Here is a 24,276-nt window from a genome sequence, read left to right as displayed (position 1 = left end):
CCCTAGCGCAAGCCACTGTCATGAAAAAGCAATGAAACTGAAATATTTCGTTTTGCCTCGACAGGTCAGGCTTTGCGCGGTAATTGATTGCGCAATTCAATCGATTCAATAGAGGAGACACCGTCGTGGCCCAGGATTATGAAAAGCTGCTTTCCATCCTGAAACTCCAGCCGGTCGTACCTGTTCTCATCGTCGAAGACGCCGCTTCGGCCGTGCCGCTTGCGCGCGCGCTGGTTGCCGGTGGCCTGAAAGCCATCGAAATCACCATGCGCACTCCAGCCGCACTGGATGCGATCCGCGCGGTGGCCGATGAGGTCGAAGGTGCTCATGTGGGTGCCGGTACCATTCTCAACGGCAAGGATTTCGACGCCGCCGTCAAGGCAGGCTCAACCTTCATCGTCAGCCCCGGCGTCAACAAGAGCGTCATGGAAGCGGCCAAGGGTTCCAAGGTGCCGCTTCTGCCGGGCGCCGCGACCGCCAGCGAAGTCATGCATCTGCGTGACAAGGGCTACAAGGTTCTGAAATTCTTCCCCGCCGAACAGGCCGGTGGTGCGCCTTACCTGAAGGCACTGTCCTCTCCGCTCGCGGACGTCATGTTCTGTCCCACAGGCAGCGTATCGTTGAAGAACGCCAAGGACTATCTGGCTCTGCCGAACGTCGTCTGCGTCGGCGGTTCCTGGGTTGCGCCCAAGGACCTCATCGCTGCCGGTGACTGGGACGGCATCACCAAACTTGCGGCTGAGGCCTTCGCTCTTCGCGGCTGACGCGGGCGTGTTCACGACGGCGTGAACCTGCCTGCCATTTGTATTCTCCGCCGCACTTCCTATCTCCTGTGTTGATCGTGAACAAAACAGGAGATTTGAATGTTCGACGCGAAAAAGCTTCTAGACCAGTTTTTGGGCTCCAACGTACCGGGCCTGTCGGGAAGCGTGCGGGACAGGGCAGGGCAGGCCACCCAGATCGCGAAGAACAATCCGATGAAGGCCGGTGCCATCGCCGCCGCCATCTTCGGCACCAAGACCGGGCGCAAGCTGGCGGGCAACGCCGCAGCCGTGGGCGGCATCGCCGCCATCGCAGGTCTGGGCTATCTCGCCTACAAGAATTATCAGTCCGGCCAAAAGCCGCAGGCCGTGCAGCAACCACAGCCGACGCAGGAGCTTTTGCCGCCACCGGTCGATTCGCCCTTTCATCCGCAGTCTCCGACGCTTTCCAACAATTTTGCGCTGACGCTGGTGCAGGCCATGATTGCCGCCGCCAAGGCTGACGGCCATATCGACGCTGCCGAGCGCGCGCGAATCATGGAAAAATTGCAGGTTTCGGAACTCGACCGCGAGGCGGAAGCCTTCATCGAAAAGGAGCTGGCCGACCCATTGGATATCGACGCGCTCGTATCGGCGGCGCAGACCGAAGAGCAGAAGGTCGAGATCTATACGGCCTCGCGCCTGACCATCGAACCCGACAGCCGTGCCGAGCGCGGCTATCTCGACCTTCTGGCGGGTCGCCTTGGTCTGCCGGATGCGCTGGTGGAGCATATCGAGGCGACGGTTTCTGCCGCCAAGGTCTGATCATGCGGGAGGGCTCGGCCTATGCCGCAAGCCCTCTCTGCCTGTTATTTGCTCCGCCTCGACCCTTCTCAGGAAAGCTTGCGACCGCTGGCAACCAGCATGCCGGCGGCGCCGTCCAGCCATCCCTTTTTCAGTTCCAGCGCCAGAAAGCGCGAACGCTCGAACGGTCCGGGCATGACGAGATGCTGGGTCTGGCTCGCGAAGAAGCCGAAGCGCTCGTAGTAGGGCGCGTCGCCCACCAGCAGGATCGCGCCGTGCTCGCGCCTTGCAGCCTCGGTGATGGCCGCACGCATCAAAGCCGAGCCAATGCCCTTGCCCTCATGGGCGCAATCGACAGCCAGCGGTCCGAGCAGAAGCGCAGAGACTGGACGTCCCTCGCGGGTGACGCCTGCTTCGACGTTCCATAGGCGGACAGTGCCGATCACGTGGCCATCGGCATCGCGCGCGACCAGTGCCAGGCCCTGCGCCGGTACGCGACCGGCGCGCAGCTTCTCGGACGATTTGCGACGACGACCGGCGCCCATGACGCGGTCCAGCAGGTTCTCGCGGGCAACCGTATCGCCGGGATTTTCCGCATCGATATGAAATGTCTGTGGTGTGAAGAAAGCACGTACAGAATTGAGAACAGCGGCCATCCCGGCCTCCCGTTACCAAGCCGCCCACGAAAGCGGCACCCTAAAATAAATGTGAAACCGTTCCGGCCCGTCAGACCACGCCTTATCCTCGGCTGGACAGAGGTGCGGCAAACTTTCCTTGCGCCTGAACGCGGGCATGGTTTGCGCCTGAGCGTGGATGGCCAAGCCGGAACGGGAGGATCCTAAAGATTGACGCCTGCCCCCAGACAGGCGTCGCTCACTCAGATCACATAGGACTTCAGCGGCTCGAAGCCATTGAACGCGACCGCGGAGTAGGTGGTCGTGTAGGCGCCTGTACCTTCGATCAGAACATCGTCGCCGATGGTCAGAGACACCGGCAGCGGGTACATGTTCTTCTCGTACAGCACATCGGCGCTGTCGCAGGTTGGGCCGGCCAGAACGCAGAGTTCCATCGCGTCTTCGTCCCGCTCGGTGCGGATCGGATAGCGAATGGCTTCGTCCATGGTTTCGGCCAGACCGCCGAACTTGCCGATGTCGAGGAACACCCAGCGGTGGTTGTCGTTGTCGGACTTGCGCGAGACGAGAACGACTTCCGCCTTGATGACGCCGGCATTGCCGACCATGCCGCGACCAGGCTCGATGATGGTGCGCGGAATCTGATTGCCGAAGTGCTTGCGCAGCGCCGTGTCGATGGCATGGCCGTATTCTTCGGCAGCAGGCACGTCACGCAGGTACTTCGTCGGGAAGCCGCCGCCCATGTTGACCATCTGCAGGTGGATGCCCTGCTTGGACAGCGACGCGAAGACGCGCTTTGCATCTCCAAGAGCCGCATCCCATGCGTCGAGGTTCATCATCTGCGAACCGACGTGGAAGGACACACCGTAGGACTCCAGACCCAGCTGATGGGCATAGACCAGAACGTCGACAGCCATCTGCGGTACGCAGCCGAACTTGCGCGACAGCGGCCATTCGGCGCCTTCGCCATCGGTCAGAACGCGGCAAAATACGCGGGCGCCAGGGGCTGCACGGGCCACCTTTTCCACTTCTTCATGGCTGTCCACGGCGAAGAGATCGATGCCCAGTGCAAAGGCGCGCGCAACGTCGCGTTCCTTCTTGATGGTGTTGCCGTAGGAGATACGGTCGGAGGTCGCACCTGCGTCGAGCGCCATCTGGATTTCAGCCACGGAGGCGCAATCGAAGTTGGAGCCCATATCGGCGAGCAGCTTGAGAATCTCAGGAGCCGGGTTTGCCTTGACGGCATAATAGATCGCACTGTTTGGCAGAGCATGCCGGAACGCATGGAAATTATCGCGCACAACCTCAAGGTCGACCACGAGGCATGGGCCTTCGGGGCGGCGTGTCTTGATGAAGTCAATGATGCGTGCAGTCGTCATCGTTGTATTCCCTCGAATGTTCCGGCTCTGGATAAAATCCAGAGGACAAAGGGCGCTCAAGATATGCAGTATGATCCGCCGGTGGAGACGCGGAATCAATCGCATACGCTCAAGGCGCAAATGTGAACAACGCCCTGCCAAGAGCATTATTCGGCTTTGTCTGCCATGGGATTGGCGGGAATCATCCCCAACCGCACTTACGGCAATGATGGTGTGCCTCTTTAGTACCCCGGCTGATGGAAAGCCGGCAGAGAACCAGAAAGGCCCGCACCGTCGTTGCTTCATATGTCCTCGCATTTCCCGGTTGGCCGGAATAGCGACTGGAGGGGTTAATTCCAGGTACCTTACCAAACTCCTCACCACATCGAGGGTCCGGCGGACACACATGGGCACGTGCGACTTTGGGCAACCGGGAGATAGGAATATTCGCAGTCATAATCAAGGGAAATTTTCATCATGATGCGGATTTTTTCGGCAAATCATTTTATTCTTGAACGCTAACGGTCGATCGTTCAATTATATGGAACAAACTGGAGTCTTCGATGGACACTCTCACCCGTATCAGGGCCTTTATCGATGTTGTCGAAGCGGAAGGATTTTCCGCTGCCGCCCGCAAGACCGGGCGTTCCAAGGCGCTGTTGTCCAAATATGTACGCGAGCTGGAAGACGATCTCGGTGCGCTGCTTTTGAACCGCACCACGCGACAGTTTTCGATGACCGAAGCGGGACATACCTATTATCGCACCGCAGCCGACATCCTGAAGGAAATCGATAATCTCGCCGACCTCGTGCGCGAAAACAATGCAGACCTGAAGGGCAAGCTGCGGCTTTCAGTGCCTCGTACCTTTATCGATGCCGATATTGGCCAGAGCCTGATCGATTTTGCCAAGGAAAACCCGGAGCTTTCGCTGGAGATCGTCGCCGAAGATCGATTTGTCGACCTGATCGAGGAAAACTTCGATATGGCGATCCGCATCACCAAGCTGGAAGATTCCGGCATGATTGCCAAGAAGCTCGCCGATTTTCGGGTCTATGCCGTGGCCACCCCCGCTTTTGTCGAGCAGTACGGTCCGCTGAATTCGCCACAGGATCTCGGCAAGGTGCCCTGCATCGTGGATACGAACTCCCGCTTCCACAATCACATTCGTTATTTCGAGCCTGGCGGTGGCACGAATTCGGTGGCGATTACCGGTCCCATCGAAGTCAACAGCCCGCAGGCGACGCTTCGTGCGGCCCGATCGGGCCTCGGACTGGCGATCGTGCCCGATTTCATCGCCAAGCCCTACATACTCTCGGGCGAACTTGTGACCCTGTTCGATGATTACATTTCACGCGATCGTGGCATCTACGCGGTCTATCCGCATCGTCGTTATCTCCCCGCCAAGGTGCGTAGTTTCGTAGACTATCTGACCGGCTGGTTCAAAAAGAACACGTGAGCCTTTGCATGGTCCTGACCGAGGGGTCGAAATTCGGTCCCAATTTGCGCTAGAGTCGGTCAACAGATTCTTTCATCGGACAGACGGACATTCATGAAAAACGCGATTTTGCCACTGGCTGCATGCCTGGCCGCCTGTCTTGCCCCGGTTGCGGCCATGGCCCACCCGCATGTGTTTGCCGAAGCACGGCTCGAAGTCATCGAGGGAGCTGACGGCAACGTGCAGGAAGTGCGCAACATCTGGCGTTTCGACGAAATGTTTTCGGCCAGCGTCGTGCTCGACTACGACAAGAACAGCGATGCCAAGCTCGACAAGGAAGAGTTGGCGGAAATCGGCAAGACGGTCGTCGAATCTCTGGCCGAGTTTTCTTACTACACCTTCCTGTCCGTCAACGGAAAGAGCGTCGATGTCGACAAGCCCGAAGCCATTCACGTCGATTACAAGGACAATCAAATCCTGATGTTCTTTTCCGTCAGGCCGAAGACCCCCATGCCAGCCAAGGGAAAACTCTCTTTCGGGGCCTGGGACCCGACCATGTACACGGCCATCGATTTCGCCAAGGACAGCGATATCGTGGTCAAGGGCACGCATCTGGCGGCGTGCAAGCACACGGTGGTGCGCCCCAACCCCGATGAAATCATTGCCCAGAACCAGAACAATCTGACGGATGCCTTCTTCAACGATCCCACGGGCACGGATATGACCAAACTCTTTGCGACCCGGCTGGAGTTGACATGCTGAGGAAGTCTTCCAGCCTCGTGATCGCATGCGGGCTGCTAGCGGCTGCTATTACCGTGGCGCATGCCCAATCTCCGTTGGGGATCGGGTCCGCCGAACCGTCTATCTCGGTGGGTGGGCCGCTTGGTCCGTTCTTTCAGTGGATCAACGTACACCAGCAAAGCTTCTACCGGGCGCTGACGGGTGCCTTGAAGGCGATGCGGGAAGACCCGTGGGCACTGACGTCGCTGATCGGGCTTTCCTTTGCCTATGGCGTCTTCCACGCGGCAGGCCCCGGCCACGGCAAGGCGGTCATCTCGTCCTATATGATCGCCAATGAAATCCAGCTCAAGCGCGGCATCCTCATTTCCTTCATCTCGGCACTGCTGCAAGGTGCCGTCGCCATCGCGCTGGTCGGTGCCGCCTATCTGGTCTTGCGCGGCACCTCCATCACCATGACCAAGGCCACCCAGGCCATGGAAATTGCCAGCTTCGCCATGGTCGCGCTGTTCGGGGCCTGGCTGTTGTTTCGTAAGCTGCGCAGCTTCGTGAGAGCTCGCGAGCCCGCTTCGGTGGTGGCCGTGCAACAGCCCGGCCCATCCCCCGTGATGGCACTCAACACCAGCCGCTTTTCGTCGGTCGAGGAGAAAACAGCACCGGTCAGAACCGGCATGGGCACAGGTCTGCGGTTTCAGGGTCAACCGGTCTTTGCCGATCACGCCCCAAGCGGCAATGGCGAGGTTTGCACCACCTGCGGCAACGCCCATGCGCCGGACCCATCGCTTTTGCAATCGCGCGACTTCAGCTTGCAGGAGGCGTGGTCGGCCATTATCGCCGTCGGCTTACGCCCCTGTTCCGGCGCCATCATCGTCATGAGCTTTTCGGTGCTGAACGGCCTGCTGCTGGGCGGCATTCTTTCCGTGCTCGCCATGTCGCTGGGTACTGCCATCACCGTCACAGCTCTGGCAAGCCTTGCCGTCAAAGCCAAGGATATCGCCGTGCGGTATGCCGGTTCCGGTAGCACCAGAGCGATGAGACTCGCCAACGGCATCGAGATTGCAGGGGCACTCGTCGTGATGCTGATGGGCCTGGCTTTGTTGGGCGCTTCACTTCAGGCGTAGGTCGCGATTTCCCGCTACCATTATTGCCCGCTAAGCTCTAGGTTGTGCTTGAGTGAAGAGGCGAGGTCGCTGTGGTTAGCAAGGGGTCGGTGAAACAATATGCTTTCAAGTTCGGCGCGATTGCCAGCACCGCGCTCGGCATTGTCTTGGGTCTCGCCGTTTTCGGTAAAAGTCTTCCCTTGTCGGACTATGCAGAATTTTGGCTTTTGATGACGGTATGCTTGTGGACGGCCTTCGCTCTGGGCCTGATTAGCGATCATCTCCTATCCAGATTGATCAACGCACCCATCTTTGCCAAATTCGGTTCCGCTATCAAAAAAGTACGCTTGTCTCTCCAGCGCCGTTTGAAACGAGACCGCACCGACGAGGAATATCGACGGATCGAGAACGGGCTATTTGTGCCAACAGCGCTGATTGTTTTAGTCGCGATGCTTTTTCTCGTAGGGGAATGGACCGTGCAAGCTTTTATTGTCTTGCTGTTTCTCTGGTTAGCCAAAAGTGTCTTCACTACCTTCAACGCAAGCACAAGATACGGCGTTGGATCGTTGATTGGCTGGACGTTCTCCGGTTTCTGCCTGGCTCTGTTATTCGGATTTTTTTCTTGATGGTCGTGCGTGCAGAGGGAAAACCATCTCTGGTAAATCGTCTTTTAACAAAACGAAATGCTGCCAAGTTCGGCGCAATCGCAACCGAAGCGCTGGGCTTTGTTATTGGGTACCGTATATTCGATGGTGATGTTCAGTCGGGTTTCACCTATGGCAAACGTTGGCTGATCGCCACGGCATGTATCGGTGTTGCCTTTCTCGTCGGCATGGTCATCGAATATTACATCCGCAAATTTTATCTGGCACCCGCTTCATCTGGAGTCAGCAACGACGCTTCGAGTTCAGACCAGCCTCTTGAGCCTCGTTTCAGTGTGACCCGTAGCCGTGTTGTGAGAGGGGCCGTGCTGGCCCTCATCATGGCGGTCTTCGCCTTTGTTTCTATATTTGGCTCTGCGGCCCTCGTTTTGCTTGTCGTTCCATTTGCGCTCTTGAGTGCAGCAGATATATACATCTCCCTGAATGCAGCGGATCAACACGTCAGTTGTCAGCGCGTTTATTTGGGGCATTATCTACGGTCTGTTTACCGGATACGCGCTTCCGATATGGTCGCTTTAGTTAGCGATTGCGCCTTTGATAGCGCGCCCGCAGCCAGAAGATCAGGAAGAATGCCAGCACGGCCACGGTGTCGAAGACGGCGGCGACCCAGACTGAGTAGCGTTCTGCCAGCCAGAGCGTGATGGTCGGCATGAGGTAGAACAGCATGCCGAAGCCCAGAACGATGGCGATGGCGGCGATGGCGGCCGATATGCTTTTGCTGTTCATGCGGACAGGCCTGCGCGAATGTCTTCGAGCTTGTGTTTCTGGAGGCCTTCGGGGCCGAAGTTTTCTGGCGCGAGCCATGTTTCGAAGGCTTGTCGCAGCACTGGCCATTCGCCGTCGATCATCGAGAACCATGCCGTATCGCGATTGGCACCCTTGGATATCATGTGCTGGCGAAAGACGCCTTCGAACAGGAAGCCGTAGCGTTTGGCGGTGGCTTTGGACGCTTCGTTTTCGTTGTGGCACTTCCATTCGTAACGACGGTATCCGAGGTCATCAAACACGTGGCGTGCCATGAGGTAATGCGCTTCGGTTGCAAGGGCGGTGCGCTTCATCGCCGCGCCATGGGCGACCGAGCCGACTTCGACCACGCCGTTCTTGGGGTCGGGGCGCATATAGCTTGCCATCCCCACGACATCGTCTGTGGCGTTCTCGATGAAGACCAGGGTAACCCAACCGAACGCGGTCTGCGCGCCTTCGATCCAGTCGCCGAAGGCTTGCGAGTTCAAAAAGCCGTCCTGCGGAAAATATTTCAACAGGTCGTTTATGCCAAGACCACCCAGCGCGTTCCAGAGCTTGTCGAGGTGCTGTGCCCGCTCAAACGGCGCGGCCGTCACGAGACGACCGTCGAGCGTGACTGGTTGCGGGGCCGGACATCCCTTGAACTGGCTGAGATCGCGCATTCTTTTCCTCATAAAATGACGAAAAAGACTTACGGTAGGCGGGTGGTAAAGACAACAGGGGATTGGGTTCGGGGCATCCCCTGTTGTCTGCGAAAATGGCATCAGGCGGCGCGGCGCGTGGTGTTGGCGGGCTGTAGCCTGAACTGGCCGACCATGGCCGACAGCGAGGTGGTGGCTTCGGCAATCGTCTGGCTGACCGCGTTGGTTTCTTCCACCATGGCCGCATTCTGCTGGGTCATCTGGTCGAGCGAGTTGACGCTGCTTGAGATTTCCTGAAGGCCGGTGGACTGCTCGCGGGCGGCGGTTGCGACACTGTCGATGTTGGTGTCGATGCGTGAGACGAAATCCTCGATATCGGTCAGCGCATTGCCGGTGGACTGAACAAGTCTGACGCCGCTTTCCACCTGCACGCCGGATTTGCCGATGAGATCGCGGATTTCCTTGGATGCCTTGGCGGAACGTTGCGCCAGTTCACGCACTTCCTGTGCGACCACCGCAAAGCCCTTGCCGGCTTCACCGGCGCGCGCAGCCTCGACACCGGCATTCAGCGCCAGAAGATTGGTCTGGAAGGCGATTTCGTCGATGACGCTGATGATGGACTTGATTTCGCCCGAGGCGCTTTCGATGCGCTGCATGGCCGAGATTGCCTCGTTGACGACGCTCGAGGACTGGGTGGCGGACACACGTGCCTGCTTGACCAGATCGCGTGTCTCGTTGACGCGTGCCGTCGATGTCTTGACGGTGGAAGCCACCTCTTCCAGCGCGGCGGCTGTCTCTTCCAGAGCCGCGGCCTGCTGTTCGGTGCGACGTGCCAGATCGCTGGCGGCGCCATTCATCTGGTGGCCCTGGCCGCGCAGGTGATCGGCTTCGGCCAGGATTTGTCCAAGCGTGGACTGAAGATTGAGGACCGAGGCGTTGAAATCCTGACGCAGGGTTTCGAATTTGGCGTCGAAGCGGCGATCAAGCGTCTTGCTCAGATCGCAATTGGACAGGTTGTTCAGGCCGCTTCCCAGTTCCTCGATGGCAAAGCGAAGAGCATCTGCTTCCGCCAGACGTTCCTTTTCACGGTTTTCACGCTCTTCGTTGGTTGCCAGGCGCGATTGCTCGGCTTCGCTTTCAAGCTGGCGTTTGGCCAGACCCGCATCCCGAAAGATCGCCAAAGCGCGCGCCATGGCGCCGATTTCGTCGTGACGCTTGAGGTGTGGCGGCGCTTCGTCGAGGTGACCTTGGGCCATGTGGGTCATGGTCTGGGTGATCTGGGTGATCGGCGTGATGGCCCGACGACGAAGGAAGATGGTGGTTGCAATGGACAGGATGATGAGCAAGCCGCCCAGGATGTAATTGGTGTCTTGCAGGAAGGTGGTTTGTGCGGCAGCCTCGGTTTCCTTCGCCTTGCCATAGACCGTACCCATGTCCACCAACTGGTTGACCGCATCCTCATGCGTATGGAACGCCGTGCTGAGGTCGTTGAATGAGGTGGTGATCCTCGCTGCGTCTGCTGATGCAAGCGCTGGAAGGGTATCTGTTTCCAGAAGGGTCCAGAAGGCGTCGCCCTTGATGAGCACATCGTTTTGCAGCTTCTGCTTCAGCGTGTCTGGTAGCGTTGTCGTCTTCCAGTATTCACGCCGTTCCTGATACTGACCTTTCAGCACCTTGATCCGCTCGACATTCTTTGCCAACCGGTCCTGGTGGAGCGCGGCCTCGTTTGTCAGGGCATAGGTCTCGATCAGGTAGAGCGGCGGCGGCAGGATGTCTGCGATCAGATCCTTGCTATCGACGATTTCCTGATAGATTGGACCGTTGACCTTCAGCTTGTCCAGCGCATATCCGCCGGTCAGAAGGGTGAGGATGACGCCGGTGGCCAGAGCGACGCCGGTTGCGGTGACGAGTGCGGAAATTGACAATTTCATTGCGAAAGTTCCAGAGACGGAGCGCGTGGCTTGGGGAATAGGAATGTATCATCTGCCGAAAACCGGCGGCATTGAATGATTTCGAGCCAAGCTGCCATACGGCCGCCTATCTTGCTCCAGATCACTGGTATGTATGTTGGCATAACGAGGCGGCTGTCGAACAGTTCACAACAAGCTTTGCGGGGTCATATTTCACCACCAGCTATTTATTTTCCATTAAGAGATCGAAAGATCTAAATCATTGTTTTAATGTAGTTTTTTCTAAATTATGCTTTCCTTTTAAATTTGAGTTAAAATGACCTGTCGCCTTTCAACTTTGTGTGACCTTTCGCGTCAGAAACTGCCGCTGAACCGCGACGACACGGCACTGCCGCGATAGGCGGCATCGCCATCGTCTTCGTCGTGCAGCAGGCGGGAAAATTCGAGTTCGAGCTTGCGGTCCTTGCCGGTATCGAGCGCCAGCGTTGCGACGAGGCGTCTTTCGCTGCTTTCGTAATCGTAGAAAATCCAGTCCTTCTGCGATCTTTCCAAGGAGACGTCGACGCCCAGCGTGCTGGTGAGCTTGGTTTTCATGACGGCCTTCCAGCGGCGTTGAAACTCGCCCAGGGGATCATCCAGATCGTAGAGCGCGTAATCCTGCGAAAAGCCCGCACCGAAGGCCAGCCGATCATTGACCGCCCATTCGGCTTCTGCGCGCAGATAGGGCCTGACACGCTTGACCTGGTCGCTGATGTCGTCGCCCGAAATCGTGGTGACGCCTGCTTCCATGAGAATGGCGAGTTTGTCTCCGAATTTGCGGCCATAGGCCAGCGAACCGCGCAGGTTGGTCGCAGGGAAACGCTCATAGGTCTTTTGCTGATCGCCGGGTATGATGCTGGTATTGTAGGCAAGCGTCAGGCCGACTTCGCCTCCCGCCAGCGCTCGCACATGGTCGGCTTTCAGGCCCAGCAGCGCCTCGTTGGCTTCCAGCCTTGCAGGCAGGAAATAGGCCGGACGAAAGCGTGCCTTGCCTTTCATGAGGCTCGTATAACTGGCCGTGACGGTATTCTTGCCGCCAAGCGCCGTGAGCGTGGCCGCTGTCGAGAGATCGAGCTTGTGATCGAGGCGGCGAAATCCGATCACCTCATCGGACAGTTTGAAAAAGATGTCGCCCGCATCGCTGCGCGTGCCACGCATCTGCGCGCTCCATTCCAGCCTGTCGGAGATTGTGTGCGACAGGGAAAGGGAGACGGAGCTGTTGTGCTCATCGGCGAAACCATAGCGCGGGACGCGGACCTCCTGATGAAGGACGGAATAGCCGAATGTCGTGCCTTCACGCTTGGTCTCGCCTTCGACACCGATGCTGCTGCGCAGGCTGAGAACCGCGATCTTGTTGATGTCGCTGAAATAGTTGGTGTCGTAGCTCGTTTCTGCTTGATAGGTGACGCGCTGTTCGGCGCCGACGCTTTGTGCGACGGCACTCCATGCAAGCAGCGCGACCACGATGCGGGAAACCATCAACATCTCCAATATCTAATTGAATGATATCTTATAGATAGATGGTTAATAACATATACTGATCTGCGGCGGCACGAACGGCGAGGCGGAAACCAGTTCGATATCAGCACTTCCGCAGCGTTTTATTCAATTTACGAATATTAGGCTTAACGGTTTATTATAACATTAGCATTTACTTGCATTAGATAATCCTAATTGTACTGTTCAACCACGCCAAACGGCGTTGTTTCACAGATCAGAGGAGAGAGAAATGCTGACGAAAATCGCATGTGCTACGATTGTTCTTACCGTTGCTTCCATGGCTCCTGCCTATGCCGGCGGATTGCTGGGTGGCCTTCTTTCCGGCAACAGCAACAAGGGCGGGCTAGTGACAGTAGCGCCCAGCGTCGATCTCGGGGTGGGCAACATCCTGTCCGGCAACGGCATTTTGAACGGCAACAAGACAGGTTTGCTGAACGGCGTTCTGAACGGCAACACTACATCGGTCGATGGTATCGGCAACGACAACGACCGTGGTTACAACAAGAAGAAGCGTCGCCACTAGGGCAACCTCTTCTGCGCCTGATCCCCAATGCATGGCGCAGAAACGGGCAATTATCTGCTGACCCTGTTGCGGAAGGGGAGCTGAAAAGCTCCCCTTTTTTCGTGCATACATCTATGTCGATGGGATCAGGCCGTGATGTCGATGATGCCGCAGTCGCCGGCTTCGGATGCAAATGCCAGCAGGTTGCCGTTGTTGCTCCAGTCCATCGAGGTGATGGCACCCTTGCCTGGGCGGCGCAGCAGCGCTTCCTTCTGGTCGGCGATGCGAACACCGAGGATCATGCCGTCGGCAAAACCAATGGCCAGCACTTCGTCCAGCGGATGGAACGCGACGTGTGTGACCATGATGTTGGCGCGTGTGCCAAGCTCCAGCGGGGCCTTGCCCATCGGGCCATCTTTTCCGGCGAAGGGCCAGACGATGGCTGCCGGTGCGCCCGAGGAGGCCAGCCACTTGCCCTTGTGCGACCAGGAAATGGATTTCACCTTGGCGGGATAGCCGGTCATGCGCATGTGGCGCGTTTCCATGCCGCCCTTGGTCGCCTCCATCTTCCAGCCGTGCAGGGCGTTTTCCTGCATGGTGGTGACAAGGAATTTGCCATCTGCCGAGAAGGTGACGCCGGTGTGGGCACCCTTCCAGTCGAGATCGATCGGGTCGCCAGCGCTTGCCACCCAGTGGAGCGTGACCCCGTTGTAGCGGGCAGCGGCAATGCGCAGCCCCTTTGGCGCGAAAGCAATGGCCTCGACGGTGCGCTCTTCCTTGAATTCCTTGACCGTACCGTCGCCCAGACGCACGAAGCTCGATTTCCCGACACCATAGGCGATGGCGTTCTGAGGGCCGCCTGCAACGACGCTGATCCATTTGCGCGGCACATGGGCAAGCTCAGTGACGGAGCCGTCGTGGCCGATGCGAAGCACCTTGCCATCTTCGCCGCCGGTCAAAAGGGTGGCGCTGTGGGGATCGCGGATGCAGGTGAGCAGGCCCTGATGCGCTTCGACAACCTTTTCGCCACCATCCAGCCGATGAATGCTGCCGGAGGCGGTGGCAAAAAGTGGTACTTCGCCCAGAAAATGCGTCGCGACGACGTGGCCTTCAAGGTCAAGAGGAGCAACGGTGGGCATGGGTATCGGGTCTTTCCGTGGTTTGTTTTATGGGGTTGCGGGAGGTTCCGCAGACCGTGCGCTCGTATCCGTCGTCATGCTCGGGCGTGTCCCGAGCATCTCAAGACTCCCGACGGTGGCGAGGTGGTCAGATCCCCGGGACAAGCCCGAGGATGATGAAACCTTTATATCAGGCCGCAGCGACGCATGCGTTGAAGCTGTTTTCCAGCTTCTCGCGGTCCAGATCGCGACCGATGAAAACGAGGCGGCTTTCGCGCTTCTCGCCGTCTTTCCATGCCCGTTGATGATCGCCTTCGATGATCATGTGCACGCCCTGAACGACGTAACGTTCGGCATCGTCCTTGAAGGCGATGATGCCTTTCAGGCGCAGGATTTTCGGTCCATCGGTCTGCGTGACCTTCTGAATCCATGGGAAGAAGCGGTCGGCATTCATTTCGCCGCCGCGCAACGACACGGACTGTACCGTGACGTCGTGGATCGGCGAGGGGGCGTGTTGGTGCCCATGGTCATGGTGCGCGTGATCGTGGTCGTGATCATGCCCGTGGCTGTGGTCATGGTCGTGATGATGGTGGTCATGCCCGTGATCATGACTGTGGTCGTGGCCGCAATCGGGGCCGCAGACATGGTCGTCATGTTCCTGTTCCAGGAAGTGCGGATCGTTTTCCAGCGCACGTTCCAGGTTGAACGCTCCCTGGTTTAGCACATGAGCGAGGTCGACGCCGGAGCGGGTGGTCTTGTGAATGCGGGCAGACGGGTTGATGGCACGCACGACATCTTCGATGACGGCCAATTCCTGTGGCGTCACGAGATCCGTCTTGTTGATGACCACGACATCGGCAAAGGCGATCTGGTCTTCGGCTTCGCGGCTGTCCTTCAGGCGCAACGGCAGGTGCTTGGCATCCACCAGCGCGATGACGGCGTCGAGCTCTGTCTTGGCGCGCACATCGTCGTCCATGAAGAAGGTCTGTGCCACGGGGACGGGATCGGCAAGGCCGGTGGTTTCGACGATGATGCCATCGAAGCGGCCCGGACGGCGCATCAGGCCTTCTACCACGCGGATGAGATCGCCGCGCACGGTGCAGCAGACGCAGCCATTGTTCATCTCGTAGATTTCCTCGTCCGATTCGACGATGAGATCGTTATCGATGCCGATTTCGCCGAATTCATTGACGATGACGGCGTATTTCTTGCCATGAGTTTCCGACAGGATGCGATTGAGAAGCGTGGTTTTGCCCGCGCCCAGATAGCCCGTCAACACGGTAACAGGGATCGGCTTGATGGTTGGTGCTGCTTCGGTCATGAGAAACCTCTGAAGAGAATGGGCCGCGATGCGGCTTTGAATGTGTTGCCGTTCATATAGGCGCGTGGCGGAATGAGTTCAAAGAGAATCTGCCGAAGATTTTTGATCCGAGCTTTCAAGCAAATTCATGTCGAAGGCGCAGACGTCTTCTAAAAGCTCGAGCAGGCCTGCGACCGCATGGGCGATGATCTCCTCACCCTTTTCAGCCGTTGCGGCGGCTGCATTGCCTGCCACGCCCTGCGGGTTCAGGTCCGCCATGCGCCAGCCGAAGGCATGCGGGCCATAGGCGCGCAGGTGTGTGAAGCGCCGGACAAATTGCGACTGGTTCGACGGAAAATTTTCCGCTTTCTCCATCCGCACCAGCTCCGGGTGCAAGGCCAGCATGACGGAGGTTTCGATGTCGCCACCATGGATATCGATGGCTTTTTCCTCCGGTGAGACAACGCCCTGCGGCATGCCGAAACGGGTCCAGCTGGTAGCAACCGCGAGCATGCCGAACCGCACCCGCGCTTCGGTGGCAACGATGGTCATCAGCGGAGAATTACCGCCATGGGCGTTCAGCATCACGAATTTGCGGATACCTTTATCGCGCTGCGCTTCAGCGATCTTAAGCCAGCGCTGGACGGCTTCATCGAAGGCAAGCGTCTTGGTGCCGGTGACGTCCATATGTTCGATGGAGTATCCGACAGGTTCGGTGGGCAGGAAATGGATGGGGGAGGACGAAGCAAGCGCCTGTTTCAATCGCTCCACCAGCCCTTGCGCGATCAGCGTATCCGTTTCGAACGGCAGGTGAGGTCCGTGCTGTTCGTGCGCCCCTAAAGGCAGGACGCTGACGATCTCGTTTTGCGCTGAGGGCGCACTTGTTACGTTATTGTCGTGAATATGCGTATATGTGTCTGACATCTGGCGATCTGCGCGTGCATTCGTTAAGTGTTACCAAGAACATATCGTCGTCCGGGGCTTCAGGAAAGGCATTTGCTGATGAGCAAGGATAAGCTGGCCAAAAAGAACAAGTCCGAGAAGAAAGCCAAGTCTGGCAAAAAGAAGGACGTGTCTTTCAACCCGGAAGAGCTGGCCCAGTCCATCACGCAGGCCGCGCGCTCCATGCGCACGGCACTCAGCCACAACCTCTCCGCCAGCGGTCTTTATGCAGGACAGGACGGGGTGATCCTTGCGCTGGCGCAGGAAGGAAGCATGACGCCGGGGCAGATTGCCCAGAAGCTCGGCGTCAAGGCGCCGACCATGACGCGCACGATCGGCCGGATGGAAGCGCAAGGGTTTGTCGAGCGCAGCGCAGACGACGGTGATGGGCGGCTGACCATGGTGAAGCTGACGGAGGCAGGTCTGAAGAGCGTCGAGCACATCAACACGTCTCTGGCCGACTGCAACGCCCGCGCCGTGGATGGATTGTCCGCCAAGGAGGTTAAAACGGTGGTCAAGCTGCTGCGGACCATCGACGCGAACCTGCAATCATTTGAATCAATCGATTAAATTTTTGAATTTCGATCTACGATCGCCTTTAACCCCTTAAAATTGTTGCGCGCTTTGTTTAAATTGTTTAGTCACAATTTGAAGGCTGCGGAGGCGGCTTGCGTGACTGTGGGAGGGACCTGTGGCGCAAAAAATCAAACTATCGACCATTGCCGAAAGCCTTGGGCTTTCCACCGCGACCATATCGCTGGCATTGCGCGACAGTCCGCTGGTGGCGGTCGACACGCGCGAGAAAATCAAGATACAGGCCCGCGCACTGGGTTATATCTACAACCGCCGCGCCGCCAGCCTGCGCACCTCACGATCCGGCATTATCGGCGTGGTGTTCCACGATGTGATGAACCCGTTCTACGGCGAAATCCTCAAAGCCATCGAAAGCGAGCTGGATCGTAGTCGCCAGACCTTCATCCTGTCCAACCACTACGATTCCGTGGAAAAGCAACGCACCTTCATTGAGACGCTGCTGCAGCTGGGCAGTGACGGTATCATCATGTCACCTGCCATCGGCACGCCGCTGGAAGACATGACACTGGCCGAGGAAAACGGCATGCCCGCCATTCTGGTGGCGCGCTCCATGGATGGGGTGGATATGCCGACCTTCCGGGGCGATGACAGCTATGGGATTTCGCTTGCCACCAACCACCTGATCAGCCTTGGCCACCGCACCATTGCGATGGTGGGCGGTACCGACCAGACATCGACCGGTCGTGATCGCTATCAGGGCTACGTCAATGCGTTACGCAAGGCTGGCATCGAGGTGGACCCGAACCTGCGCATTCCCGGCGCACGCTCCAAGCAGGGAGGGTTCGAGGCTGCAGTGAACTTTCTGTCGCTGCCACAAAAGCCGACCGCGGCCGTATGCTGGAACGACCTTGTCGCCATCGGCCTGATGAACGGCGTTTCCCGTGCCGGCTTCGTGCCGGGCAAGGATATTTCTGTGACCGGCTATGACGACCTGGAAGAGGCGGCGATTGCGACACCGGCGCTGACGACCGTTTCCAACGGTCAGGCGGAAGTGGGACGGTTGGCTGCGCGTGCGCTGCTGGACAGGCTGGCGGGCAGCCACGAGCCGGATGGTATCCACCTCATCAAGCCGGAAATGCGCATTCGTCAGTCCACCAGTCCCTGCGTTCCGCGCAAGTAGCTTTTTGGGTTCCGCTTTGTAACCCTATCGGTTAGCTTGGCCTCATGCATCGCAGGAGGATACAAAAGCATGTCAGACAGCAAAGCCGTGGTTCTCGTTCCGGGAAAAATCCATCCTCGTGTTCTCGAGCGTTTCGAAGGCAAGGTGGAGGTCATCAAGGCACCGGCGGGACCAGAGCCGACACTCTCTGCTGTGGATGCGCAGCGCGTGACGGCTGTTGCCGTCACCGGCGGCTTTAATGCCAAATGGATGGACGCGCTGCCCAATCTGAAGGTGATCGCCAATTTCGGCGTCGGCTATGATGGGGTGGACGTGAAGCACGCCGCTTCTCGCGGCATCGTGGTTACCAACACGCCCGACGTTTTGAACGACGAGGTGGCCGATACCACGATTGCCCTGCTGATCAGCACGGTCCGGCGCCTTTATCAGGCTGAGAAACATCTTCGCGATGGAAAATGGGTGGCCGAAGGGCCGTTCGCGCTTTCACCGTTTTCGCTGCGCGGCCGCAAGGTCGGCCTGTTCGGCATGGGTCGCATCGGCCAGGAAATCGCCAAGCGGCTGGAGCCGTTCAAGCTTGAGATCGGCTATTACACGCGCAGCAAGCGCGATGAGTTGTCCTACACCTATTACGGTTCGCTGAAGGAGATGGCCGAGGCTGTCGATATCCTCATCTGCATCGTGCCAGGCACGCCGGCAACGCACAAGGCCATCAATGCCGACATCCTGGCCGCACTCGGCTCGAATGGGGTGTTCATCAATGTCGGTCGTGGCTCCAGCGTGGACGAAGACGCGCTGCTGGCGGCGCTTCAGGACGGCACGCTGGGGGCTGCTGGTCTCGACGTGTTCTACGAAGAACCGAAGGTCCCGGAGGGCTTCCTGTCTCTGCCGAATGTGACGTTGCTGCCGCATGTGGCATCGGCGTCCGTGCCGACGCGCAATGCCATGGCCGATCTGGTGGCGGACAATGTGCTGGGGTGGGTGACCAACGGCAAGGTGGTGACGCCGGTGCCGGAAACGCCTGTTGAGGTGTGAAGGTTCGATCGTCTCTTCTCCTGTGGGAGAGGAAGACAATCGCGATCTTGGCTTTCGCTAAGTCATGGATTTTTCAGGCGAGAGGTGCGTGGAGGATACTGCACCTCCTAGCTTGCGATGTCTAACACGTAAGCAAGCTTAAGATGTTGAAAATGCTTTCTCTCCCACACGGGGAGAGATAAACGTCGAAAACTTGGATTCAATTTTGCTTGCCTGATAGTCCCTAACGGCCCGTCCGAACGCCTCGAACAAAGCCCGGGATGGCGCATCGGTCTGCGCCCAGTATTCCGGGTGCCATTGTACGCCGACAGCGAAGCCTTTCGCGTCGATGACGGATACGGCTTCGATGGTGCCGTCTTCAGCCGTTGCTTCCACCCGAAGTGATGGTGCCGTTTGCGCTATAGCCTGGCGGTGGAGGGAGTTGATCTGGACTTCGCCTGCCATCCCCAGATGCTGGGCGATGCAGGAGCCTTCGCGGATGAAGACCGGTTGGCGGATGGCGAAGGCCTTGTCACGGTCGACATCTTCGGGTTTGCGGTGATCCCAGTTGCCGGGTTGTTCCTGAATTTCGCTGGCGAGCGTGCCGCCCAGTGCCACGTTCAGTTCCTGAATGCCACGGCAGATGGCGAGCATCGGAATGCTGCGCTCGATCGCGCGGCGGATCAGCGGCAGGGTGGTCGCATCGCGCCCGTGATCGAAGGGGCCGTCGCTCTCCTTGGCTTCTGCGCCATAAAGCGAGGGGTGCACATTGGTCGCGGAGCCGGAAACGAGCAGGCCATCGACGCGGTCCAGAATAGCATCGATATCATTGCCTTGCTCGAAGGCCGGGATGATGAAGGACATGACACCGGCCACTTTGAGGGCGGCAGACAGATACTGCGTCTGGGCCGCGTGCCATTCCGCACCAGCAAGAAATCTGATATCTGCGGGGATGGCGATGATGGGTCTGGACATGATGGCTCCGAGGTCAATGTCATGTAGTGTGAGGCCCTACGGGGGGATTCGTCAAGCTTTGCGCTCCCTGTTTTCGCTCATCTCTTTATTCTAAAGTATTAGGTAGAGCTTATTCTTGATCGATATGCTTGTCAGCATCTCAGACCCGTGCTTTGCTTGCGACATGCCTGATAGCGGAGGGGAATTCGGCTGGAGGCTCAAGATTCGTATCTGGGAGGATATTTATGGATCGTCGTTCATTCATCAAAAAAGGTGCTGTTTCGGGTGCCGGAGCAGCCGCTGCGACCGTTCTTGCAGCACCGGCCCTTGCACAGCAGAATACCAAGATTACCTGGCGTTTGACCTCTTCGTTTCCGAAATCGCTGGATACGATTTTTGGCGGCGCACAGGATGTTGCCAATCATGTCTCGGCAGCCACCGACGGCAATTTCAACATTCAGGTGTTTGCCGCAGGCGAAATCGTGCCCGGCCTTCAGGCCGCAGATGCCGTGACTTCCGGCACAGTCGAAATGTGCCACACATGCTCCTATTATTATGTCGGCAAGGATCCGACCTTTGCGATCGGCACCGCCATTCCGTTCGGTCTCAACGCCCGTCTGACGAATTCCTGGTTCTATGAGGGCAATGGCAACACGCTGCTCAACGAATTTTATGCCAAGCACAATCTCTACGGCCTGATTTCAGGCAATACCGGCGTGCAGATGGGAGGCTGGTTCCGCAAGGAGATCAACACCGTCGAGGATTTCAAGGGCGTGAAGATGCGCATTGCGGGCCTGGCCGGCAAGGTGGTCGAAAAGCTTGGCGTCGTGCCACAGCAGATTGCGGGCGGTGACATCTATCCGGCGCTCGAAAAGGGCACGATCGATGCCGCAGAGTGGGTCGGACCTTACGACGACCACAAGCTGGGCTTCCAGAAAGTGGCGAAATACTACTATTATCCTGCGTTCTGGGAGGGTGGTCCGGTCATCCATTCCTTCGTCAATCTGGACAAATGGAACAGCCTGCCGAAGCACTATCAGGCCGTTTTGGAGGACGCCTGCTCCTTTGCCAACACCAACATGATGGCGAAATACGACGCCAAGAACCCGACTGCGATCAAGCAGATCGTCGCCGAAGGCGCTGTGCTGCGGCCTTTCAGTCAGGATATTCTCGATGCCTGCTACAAGGCGGCGCTGGAGGTCTATGCCGAGATTTCAGCCGTCAATCCTGATTTCAAGAAGGTCTATGAAGATCAGGTCGCCTTCAAGCGCGAAGGATATCTCTGGATGCAGCTGGCCGAATATACGTTCGACACCTTCATGATGATCCAGCAGCGCAACGGCAAGCTCTGAACGTCGTTATTGATTGGGCAAAAATGGCAAACCCGGATCGAAAGGTCCGGGTTTTATTTTGCGCCGAATGGTTGTCGGTACTCGACAAATACAGCCTCAACCCTATGATCGCGATGGTTGAGCGCTAAAGCAGCACACTCCGGGGCCAGACGGAGTATCGGCGGAGACGGGCCCCGCCGACCTTGGCAACGGCCTTGCTGTTCAACTGTGGAGGTGATGCGATGCGAAAGCCGCTGAGCATTACGTTTATAGTGAGAAAAAGCCGGACAGGCTGGTCTGTGACTGTCCGGCTCAATTTCAAACTATAGGTAAACCGGAAGGTAGAGTTCGCGCTCTGCCTTCCACTTCACCAATATAATCTGTTTTCACACACGTAACAAGTGTTCTGCCTTACGGGCCGATCTTTGGTGGCTCGTTGAGATTGGGCGCGGCTGGAGCAGGCTGGGTTGGCTGTGGTCCCCCGAAGTTCAGTGGTGGCAAGCCAAGGCCGTTCTGCAACTGTGTTCCATTGCCGCCACCGAGTGGTGGCAGTGAAAGCCCACCACCGGTGCCGAAACCGTCAGGTATGTCCAGTTTGATCGTGGTCGGATCCGCTGTCGGATTGTCGGTCTTGTAGTGCATAACCAGTCCGGGGAAGAAGATCACCACCATGATCATAATGAACTGGATGACGATATAGGGGAAAACACCCTTGTATATTTCCATCGTCCTGACACCCGGCATGGTCCTTTTGGTGACCTTATCGACCCAAGGCGATTTGGGAGCGATCGAGCGCAGGAAAAACAGCGAGAACCCGAACGGTGGTGTCAGGAACGATGTCTGGAGGTTTATGCCGAGAATGATGCCGAACCAGACGAGATCGATTCCGAGCTTTTCTGCGACAGGTGCCAGCAGCGGCACCATGATGAAGGCGATCTCGAAGAAATCGAGAAAGCATCCCAGAATGAAAATGATGATGGTGACGGCGATCAGAAAACCATATTCGCCGCCAGGCAGTGCCAGAAGCAGTTCCTCGATCCAGACATTGCCGTTGATGCCGTAGAATGTCAGGCCAAAGACGCGTGCGCCGATTAGGATCATCATGACGAAAGCGGAGAGTTTCGTCGTCGCATCCAGGGCGTTTTTGATGATGCCAATCGAGAGTCGTCTTTTGGCCAAGGCAAGCAACAGCGCACCGGTCGCGCCCATGGCGCCGCCTTCTGTCGGCGTTGCGATGCCGAGGAAAATGGTGCCGAGGACCAGAAAAATCAGCGCCAGTGGCGGTACAAGGACGATGACGACCTGTTCTGCCAGTCTCGAGATGATGTTCAGCTTGTAAACGCTGTTGGCCAGGGCCACGCCATAGACGACAAAAACAGCAAAGGCGAGCGATGCCACCAGTTGCCATTCGGGGCTGGAAATTCCCGCAAACAGCACATGCATTCCCAGAAAATACAGGGCGCAGGCAGCGGCGATCATGACGATCAGCGATGTTACGCCGTTTCCGAGTGTGCGCGCTTCGATGGGAAGAGCGGGAACCATGGCGGGACGGAACATCGAAACGGCGAAGATATACAGGCAATAGGACGCGATGATCAGCAGTGCTGGATAAAGGGCGCCGACATACATATCGCCCACCGAACGACCGAGCTGGTCTGCCATCACGATCAGGACCAGAGATGGCGGCACGATCTGCGCCAGCGTGCCGGAGGCGGCAATCGTGCCGGCAACCAGAGGCCGATTGTAGCCATAGCGCATCATGATCGGCAGCGAAATCAGGCCCATTGCCATGACGGACGCGGCAACCACACCTGTCGTTGCACCCAGCAGCGCGCCGACCAGAATAACGGCATAGGCCAGACCGCCACGGATAGGTCCGAAAAGCTGCCCGATCGTGTCGAGCAGGTCTTCCGCCATGCGCGATCGTTCCAGAATGATGCCCATGAATGTGAAGAACGGGATCGACAGCAGGGTATCATTGTACATGATGCCGTAAATGCGTTCCGGATGGGATTGCAGCAGGGGCCAGAACAATCTGATTTCAGGTGAAATCCACGAGAGTTCCACACCGATGGCGAAGTAGATCAATCCACCGGCGGCAAGGGTAAAAGCAACGGGGTAACCGAGCAGCAGCATCAGCATGACGCTGCTGAACATAACCAGTGGCAGGTTGTGAGCGATGAAATCGATCATGTCAGTTCCCCACTGTTTCTGGTTTGCCGCTGCTATCCTCTATCTCTCGCGGGTCCTGGATCCGCCCGGTCAGCACCGCATATCGCTTGATGATCTCCGAGAATGCCTGGAGGAGGAGAAGTCCGAAGCCCAGCAGCACGACAAGTTTGGCCGGCCAGATGGGCAGACCGCCTGCGTTGGATGAGACCTCTGCTGAAAGAAAAGACGACCAGAACCAGGGCCAGGCCAGATAGGTCATCAAGGCTGCAAATGGGACGAGGAACAGGATGTGCAAAACCAGATCGACAAGGTCGCGCGTGCGTTTCGACCAGTTTGCCGAGAGAACGTCGATGCGAACATGCTCGTTTTTCAGCAATGTATAGGCTGCCGCCATCATGAAAACGGTACCATAGAGATACCATTGGATTTCAAGCCAGGCGTTGGACGACACATTGAAAGCCTTGCGAACCACGGCATTTGTGGCGCTGATCAGAATTGCGGCCAACAGCAACCATGAAACAGATTTACCGATGGCTTCCGTAACTTTGTCTACGGTTGCGCTGAGCACGAGTAAAAATTTCATTTCCCCTCCTCCTTATGCTTGCGGCTCGTCGTTCAATCGACGTTTCGCCGTCCACCCTCTTATTTTGCATCTTCATGAAGTGGCTTGATCAGAGCCCTGTTCTCTTAGAGCGCATTTTGCCAAATGAAACACGTCGCATCACATCCACCCTGCTGAATACCGTTTTGGCGGTACATCACTTATTAGCATGTTGCACTGCTTTTGCCTGGGACACCATGGCGCGGCAGAGTTTTACAGCATACCAGTCATTGTCTATTGGTCTAACAATCCGATTTTGCGTGTTTATCTTGCTTATAAGGGTTTCCTATATCTTCCAACCTTATGGGGGCGGGTGGATTGCGTGTT

The 24,276-nt window shown here is 57.5% G+C and carries 23 protein-coding genes; 11 read left to right on the top strand and 12 right to left on the bottom strand.

Annotated features, from left to right (window positions below):
- The first annotated feature begins 125 nt into the window (after nt 1-125).
- Both RMR21_RS12325 and RMR21_RS12320 read left to right on the top strand, forming a co-directional pair.
- Nucleotides 126-764 carry a 2-dehydro-3-deoxy-phosphogluconate aldolase gene (locus RMR21_RS12325; protein ID WP_498668289.1) on the top strand — a complete coding sequence of 213 codons (639 nt, stop codon included), beginning with the start codon at nt 126-128 and terminating at the stop codon, nt 762-764.
- Between the two features lie 99 nt (nt 765-863).
- Nucleotides 864-1,565, top strand: a complete 702-nt coding sequence (locus RMR21_RS12320; protein ID WP_498668288.1) for a tellurite resistance TerB family protein — start codon at nt 864-866, stop codon at nt 1,563-1,565.
- Between the two features lie 68 nt (nt 1,566-1,633).
- On the opposite strand, the gene RMR21_RS12315 is transcribed toward RMR21_RS12320, so the two are convergent.
- Complete coding sequence (locus RMR21_RS12315) at nt 1,634-2,200, bottom strand: GNAT family N-acetyltransferase (protein WP_498668287.1); 567 nt, start codon at nt 2,198-2,200, stop codon at nt 1,634-1,636.
- Nucleotides 2,201-2,421: 221 nt separating this feature from the next.
- Entirely contained in the window at nt 2,422-3,555 is a 1,134-nt protein-coding gene (odc2, locus tag RMR21_RS12310; protein WP_174153977.1) for an ornithine/lysine decarboxylase, read from the bottom strand.
- A 542-nt stretch (nt 3,556-4,097) separates the two neighbouring features.
- On the opposite strand from odc2, the gene RMR21_RS12305 reads away from it, so the two are divergent.
- From RMR21_RS12305 to RMR21_RS12290, 4 genes are all read left to right on the top strand, one after another.
- Nucleotides 4,098-4,991 carry a LysR family transcriptional regulator gene (locus RMR21_RS12305; protein ID WP_498668286.1) on the top strand — a complete coding sequence of 298 codons (894 nt, stop codon included), beginning with the start codon at nt 4,098-4,100 and terminating at the stop codon, nt 4,989-4,991.
- A 93-nt stretch (nt 4,992-5,084) separates the two neighbouring features.
- Entirely contained in the window at nt 5,085-5,732 is a 648-nt protein-coding gene (locus RMR21_RS12300) for a DUF1007 family protein (RefSeq protein ID WP_498668285.1), read from the top strand.
- Nucleotides 5,726-6,829, top strand: a complete 1,104-nt coding sequence (locus tag RMR21_RS12295; protein WP_498668284.1) for a nickel/cobalt transporter — start codon at nt 5,726-5,728, stop codon at nt 6,827-6,829. The genes RMR21_RS12300 and RMR21_RS12295 overlap by 7 nt, the downstream gene beginning before the upstream one ends.
- 89 nt (nt 6,830-6,918) lie before the next feature.
- A complete protein-coding gene (locus RMR21_RS12290) occupies nt 6,919-7,434 on the top strand; it encodes a hypothetical protein (RefSeq protein WP_498668283.1) in 516 nt (171 codons plus the stop codon).
- Nucleotides 7,435-7,989: 555 nt separating this feature from the next.
- Here the strand turns inward: RMR21_RS12290 and RMR21_RS12285 are convergent.
- From RMR21_RS12285 to RMR21_RS12270, 4 genes are all read right to left on the bottom strand, one after another.
- Entirely contained in the window at nt 7,990-8,196 is a 207-nt protein-coding gene (locus tag RMR21_RS12285) for a hypothetical protein (RefSeq protein ID WP_498668282.1), read from the bottom strand.
- Nucleotides 8,193-8,876: a GNAT family N-acetyltransferase gene (locus RMR21_RS12280; protein ID WP_498668281.1), complete on the bottom strand. Its 684-nt coding sequence runs from the start codon at nt 8,874-8,876 to the stop codon at nt 8,193-8,195. The genes RMR21_RS12285 and RMR21_RS12280 overlap by 4 nt, the downstream gene beginning before the upstream one ends.
- Before the next feature lie 101 nt (nt 8,877-8,977).
- A complete protein-coding gene (locus tag RMR21_RS12275) occupies nt 8,978-10,786 on the bottom strand; it encodes a methyl-accepting chemotaxis protein (protein ID WP_498668280.1) in 1,809 nt (602 codons plus the stop codon).
- A gap of 333 nt (nt 10,787-11,119) precedes the next feature.
- Nucleotides 11,120-12,283, bottom strand: coding sequence for a hypothetical protein (locus RMR21_RS12270; protein ID WP_498668279.1), 1,164 nt, complete (start codon nt 12,281-12,283; stop codon nt 11,120-11,122).
- 250 nt (nt 12,284-12,533) lie between these two features.
- Between RMR21_RS12270 and RMR21_RS12265 the strand changes: the two genes are divergently transcribed.
- Entirely contained in the window at nt 12,534-12,827 is a 294-nt protein-coding gene (locus RMR21_RS12265) for a hypothetical protein (RefSeq protein WP_498668278.1), read from the top strand.
- 125 nt (nt 12,828-12,952) lie between these two features.
- Here the strand turns inward: RMR21_RS12265 and RMR21_RS12260 are convergent, their stop codons facing one another.
- The 3 genes from RMR21_RS12260 to RMR21_RS12250 all read right to left on the bottom strand — a co-directional run bounded on the left by RMR21_RS12260 (nt 12,953) and on the right by RMR21_RS12250 (nt 16,148).
- Nucleotides 12,953-13,945 carry a WD40 repeat domain-containing protein gene (locus tag RMR21_RS12260; protein WP_498668277.1) on the bottom strand — a complete coding sequence of 331 codons (993 nt, stop codon included), beginning with the start codon at nt 13,943-13,945 and terminating at the stop codon, nt 12,953-12,955.
- A 169-nt stretch (nt 13,946-14,114) separates the two neighbouring features.
- Nucleotides 14,115-15,245 (bottom strand): CobW family GTP-binding protein, encoded by a 1,131-nt coding sequence (locus RMR21_RS12255; RefSeq protein WP_498668276.1) that lies wholly within the window; start codon nt 15,243-15,245, stop codon nt 14,115-14,117.
- 78 nt (nt 15,246-15,323) lie between these two features.
- Nucleotides 15,324-16,148 carry a creatininase family protein gene (locus RMR21_RS12250; RefSeq protein ID WP_498668275.1) on the bottom strand — a complete coding sequence of 275 codons (825 nt, stop codon included), beginning with the start codon at nt 16,146-16,148 and terminating at the stop codon, nt 15,324-15,326.
- Nucleotides 16,149-16,226: 78 nt separating this feature from the next.
- Here RMR21_RS12250 and RMR21_RS12245 point away from each other — a divergent pair, with 78 nt between their 5' ends.
- The 3 genes from RMR21_RS12245 (at nt 16,227) to RMR21_RS12235 (ending at nt 18,912) form a co-directional block, all read left to right on the top strand.
- Complete coding sequence (locus RMR21_RS12245; protein WP_498668274.1) at nt 16,227-16,736, top strand: MarR family winged helix-turn-helix transcriptional regulator; 510 nt, start codon at nt 16,227-16,229, stop codon at nt 16,734-16,736.
- Nucleotides 16,737-16,857: 121 nt separating this feature from the next.
- Nucleotides 16,858-17,880: a LacI family DNA-binding transcriptional regulator gene (locus RMR21_RS12240; RefSeq protein ID WP_498668273.1), complete on the top strand. Its 1,023-nt coding sequence runs from the start codon at nt 16,858-16,860 to the stop codon at nt 17,878-17,880.
- A gap of 69 nt (nt 17,881-17,949) precedes the next feature.
- Nucleotides 17,950-18,912, top strand: a complete 963-nt coding sequence (locus tag RMR21_RS12235; protein WP_498668272.1) for a 2-hydroxyacid dehydrogenase — start codon at nt 17,950-17,952, stop codon at nt 18,910-18,912.
- A 138-nt stretch (nt 18,913-19,050) separates the two neighbouring features.
- On the opposite strand, the gene RMR21_RS12230 is transcribed toward RMR21_RS12235, so the two are convergent.
- The gene (locus RMR21_RS12230; RefSeq protein WP_498668271.1) at nt 19,051-19,866 is read right to left on the bottom strand and encodes a gamma-glutamyl-gamma-aminobutyrate hydrolase family protein; all 816 of its coding nucleotides are present in this window, start codon (nt 19,864-19,866) and stop codon (nt 19,051-19,053) included.
- 224 nt (nt 19,867-20,090) lie between these two features.
- On the opposite strand from RMR21_RS12230, the gene RMR21_RS12225 reads away from it, so the two are divergent.
- A complete protein-coding gene (locus RMR21_RS12225; protein ID WP_498668270.1) occupies nt 20,091-21,197 on the top strand; it encodes a TRAP transporter substrate-binding protein in 1,107 nt (368 codons plus the stop codon).
- Between the two features lie 390 nt (nt 21,198-21,587).
- On the opposite strand, the gene RMR21_RS12220 is transcribed toward RMR21_RS12225, so the two are convergent.
- Both RMR21_RS12220 and RMR21_RS12215 read right to left on the bottom strand, forming a co-directional pair.
- Entirely contained in the window at nt 21,588-23,369 is a 1,782-nt protein-coding gene (locus tag RMR21_RS12220) for a TRAP transporter large permease (protein WP_498668269.1), read from the bottom strand.
- A gap of 1 nt (nt 23,370) precedes the next feature.
- Nucleotides 23,371-23,931, bottom strand: coding sequence for a TRAP transporter small permease subunit (locus tag RMR21_RS12215; protein ID WP_498668268.1), 561 nt, complete (start codon nt 23,929-23,931; stop codon nt 23,371-23,373).
- Nucleotides 23,932-24,276: the final 345 nt, after the last annotated feature.

Origin of the sequence: Agrobacterium sp. rho-8.1 (genome assembly GCF_033957725.1) — a bacterium.
Taxonomy (GTDB): domain Bacteria; phylum Pseudomonadota; class Alphaproteobacteria; order Rhizobiales; family Rhizobiaceae; genus Agrobacterium.
Note: the sequence above shows the minus strand (reverse complement) of the source record. Positions and strands in the feature narration are given on the sequence as shown.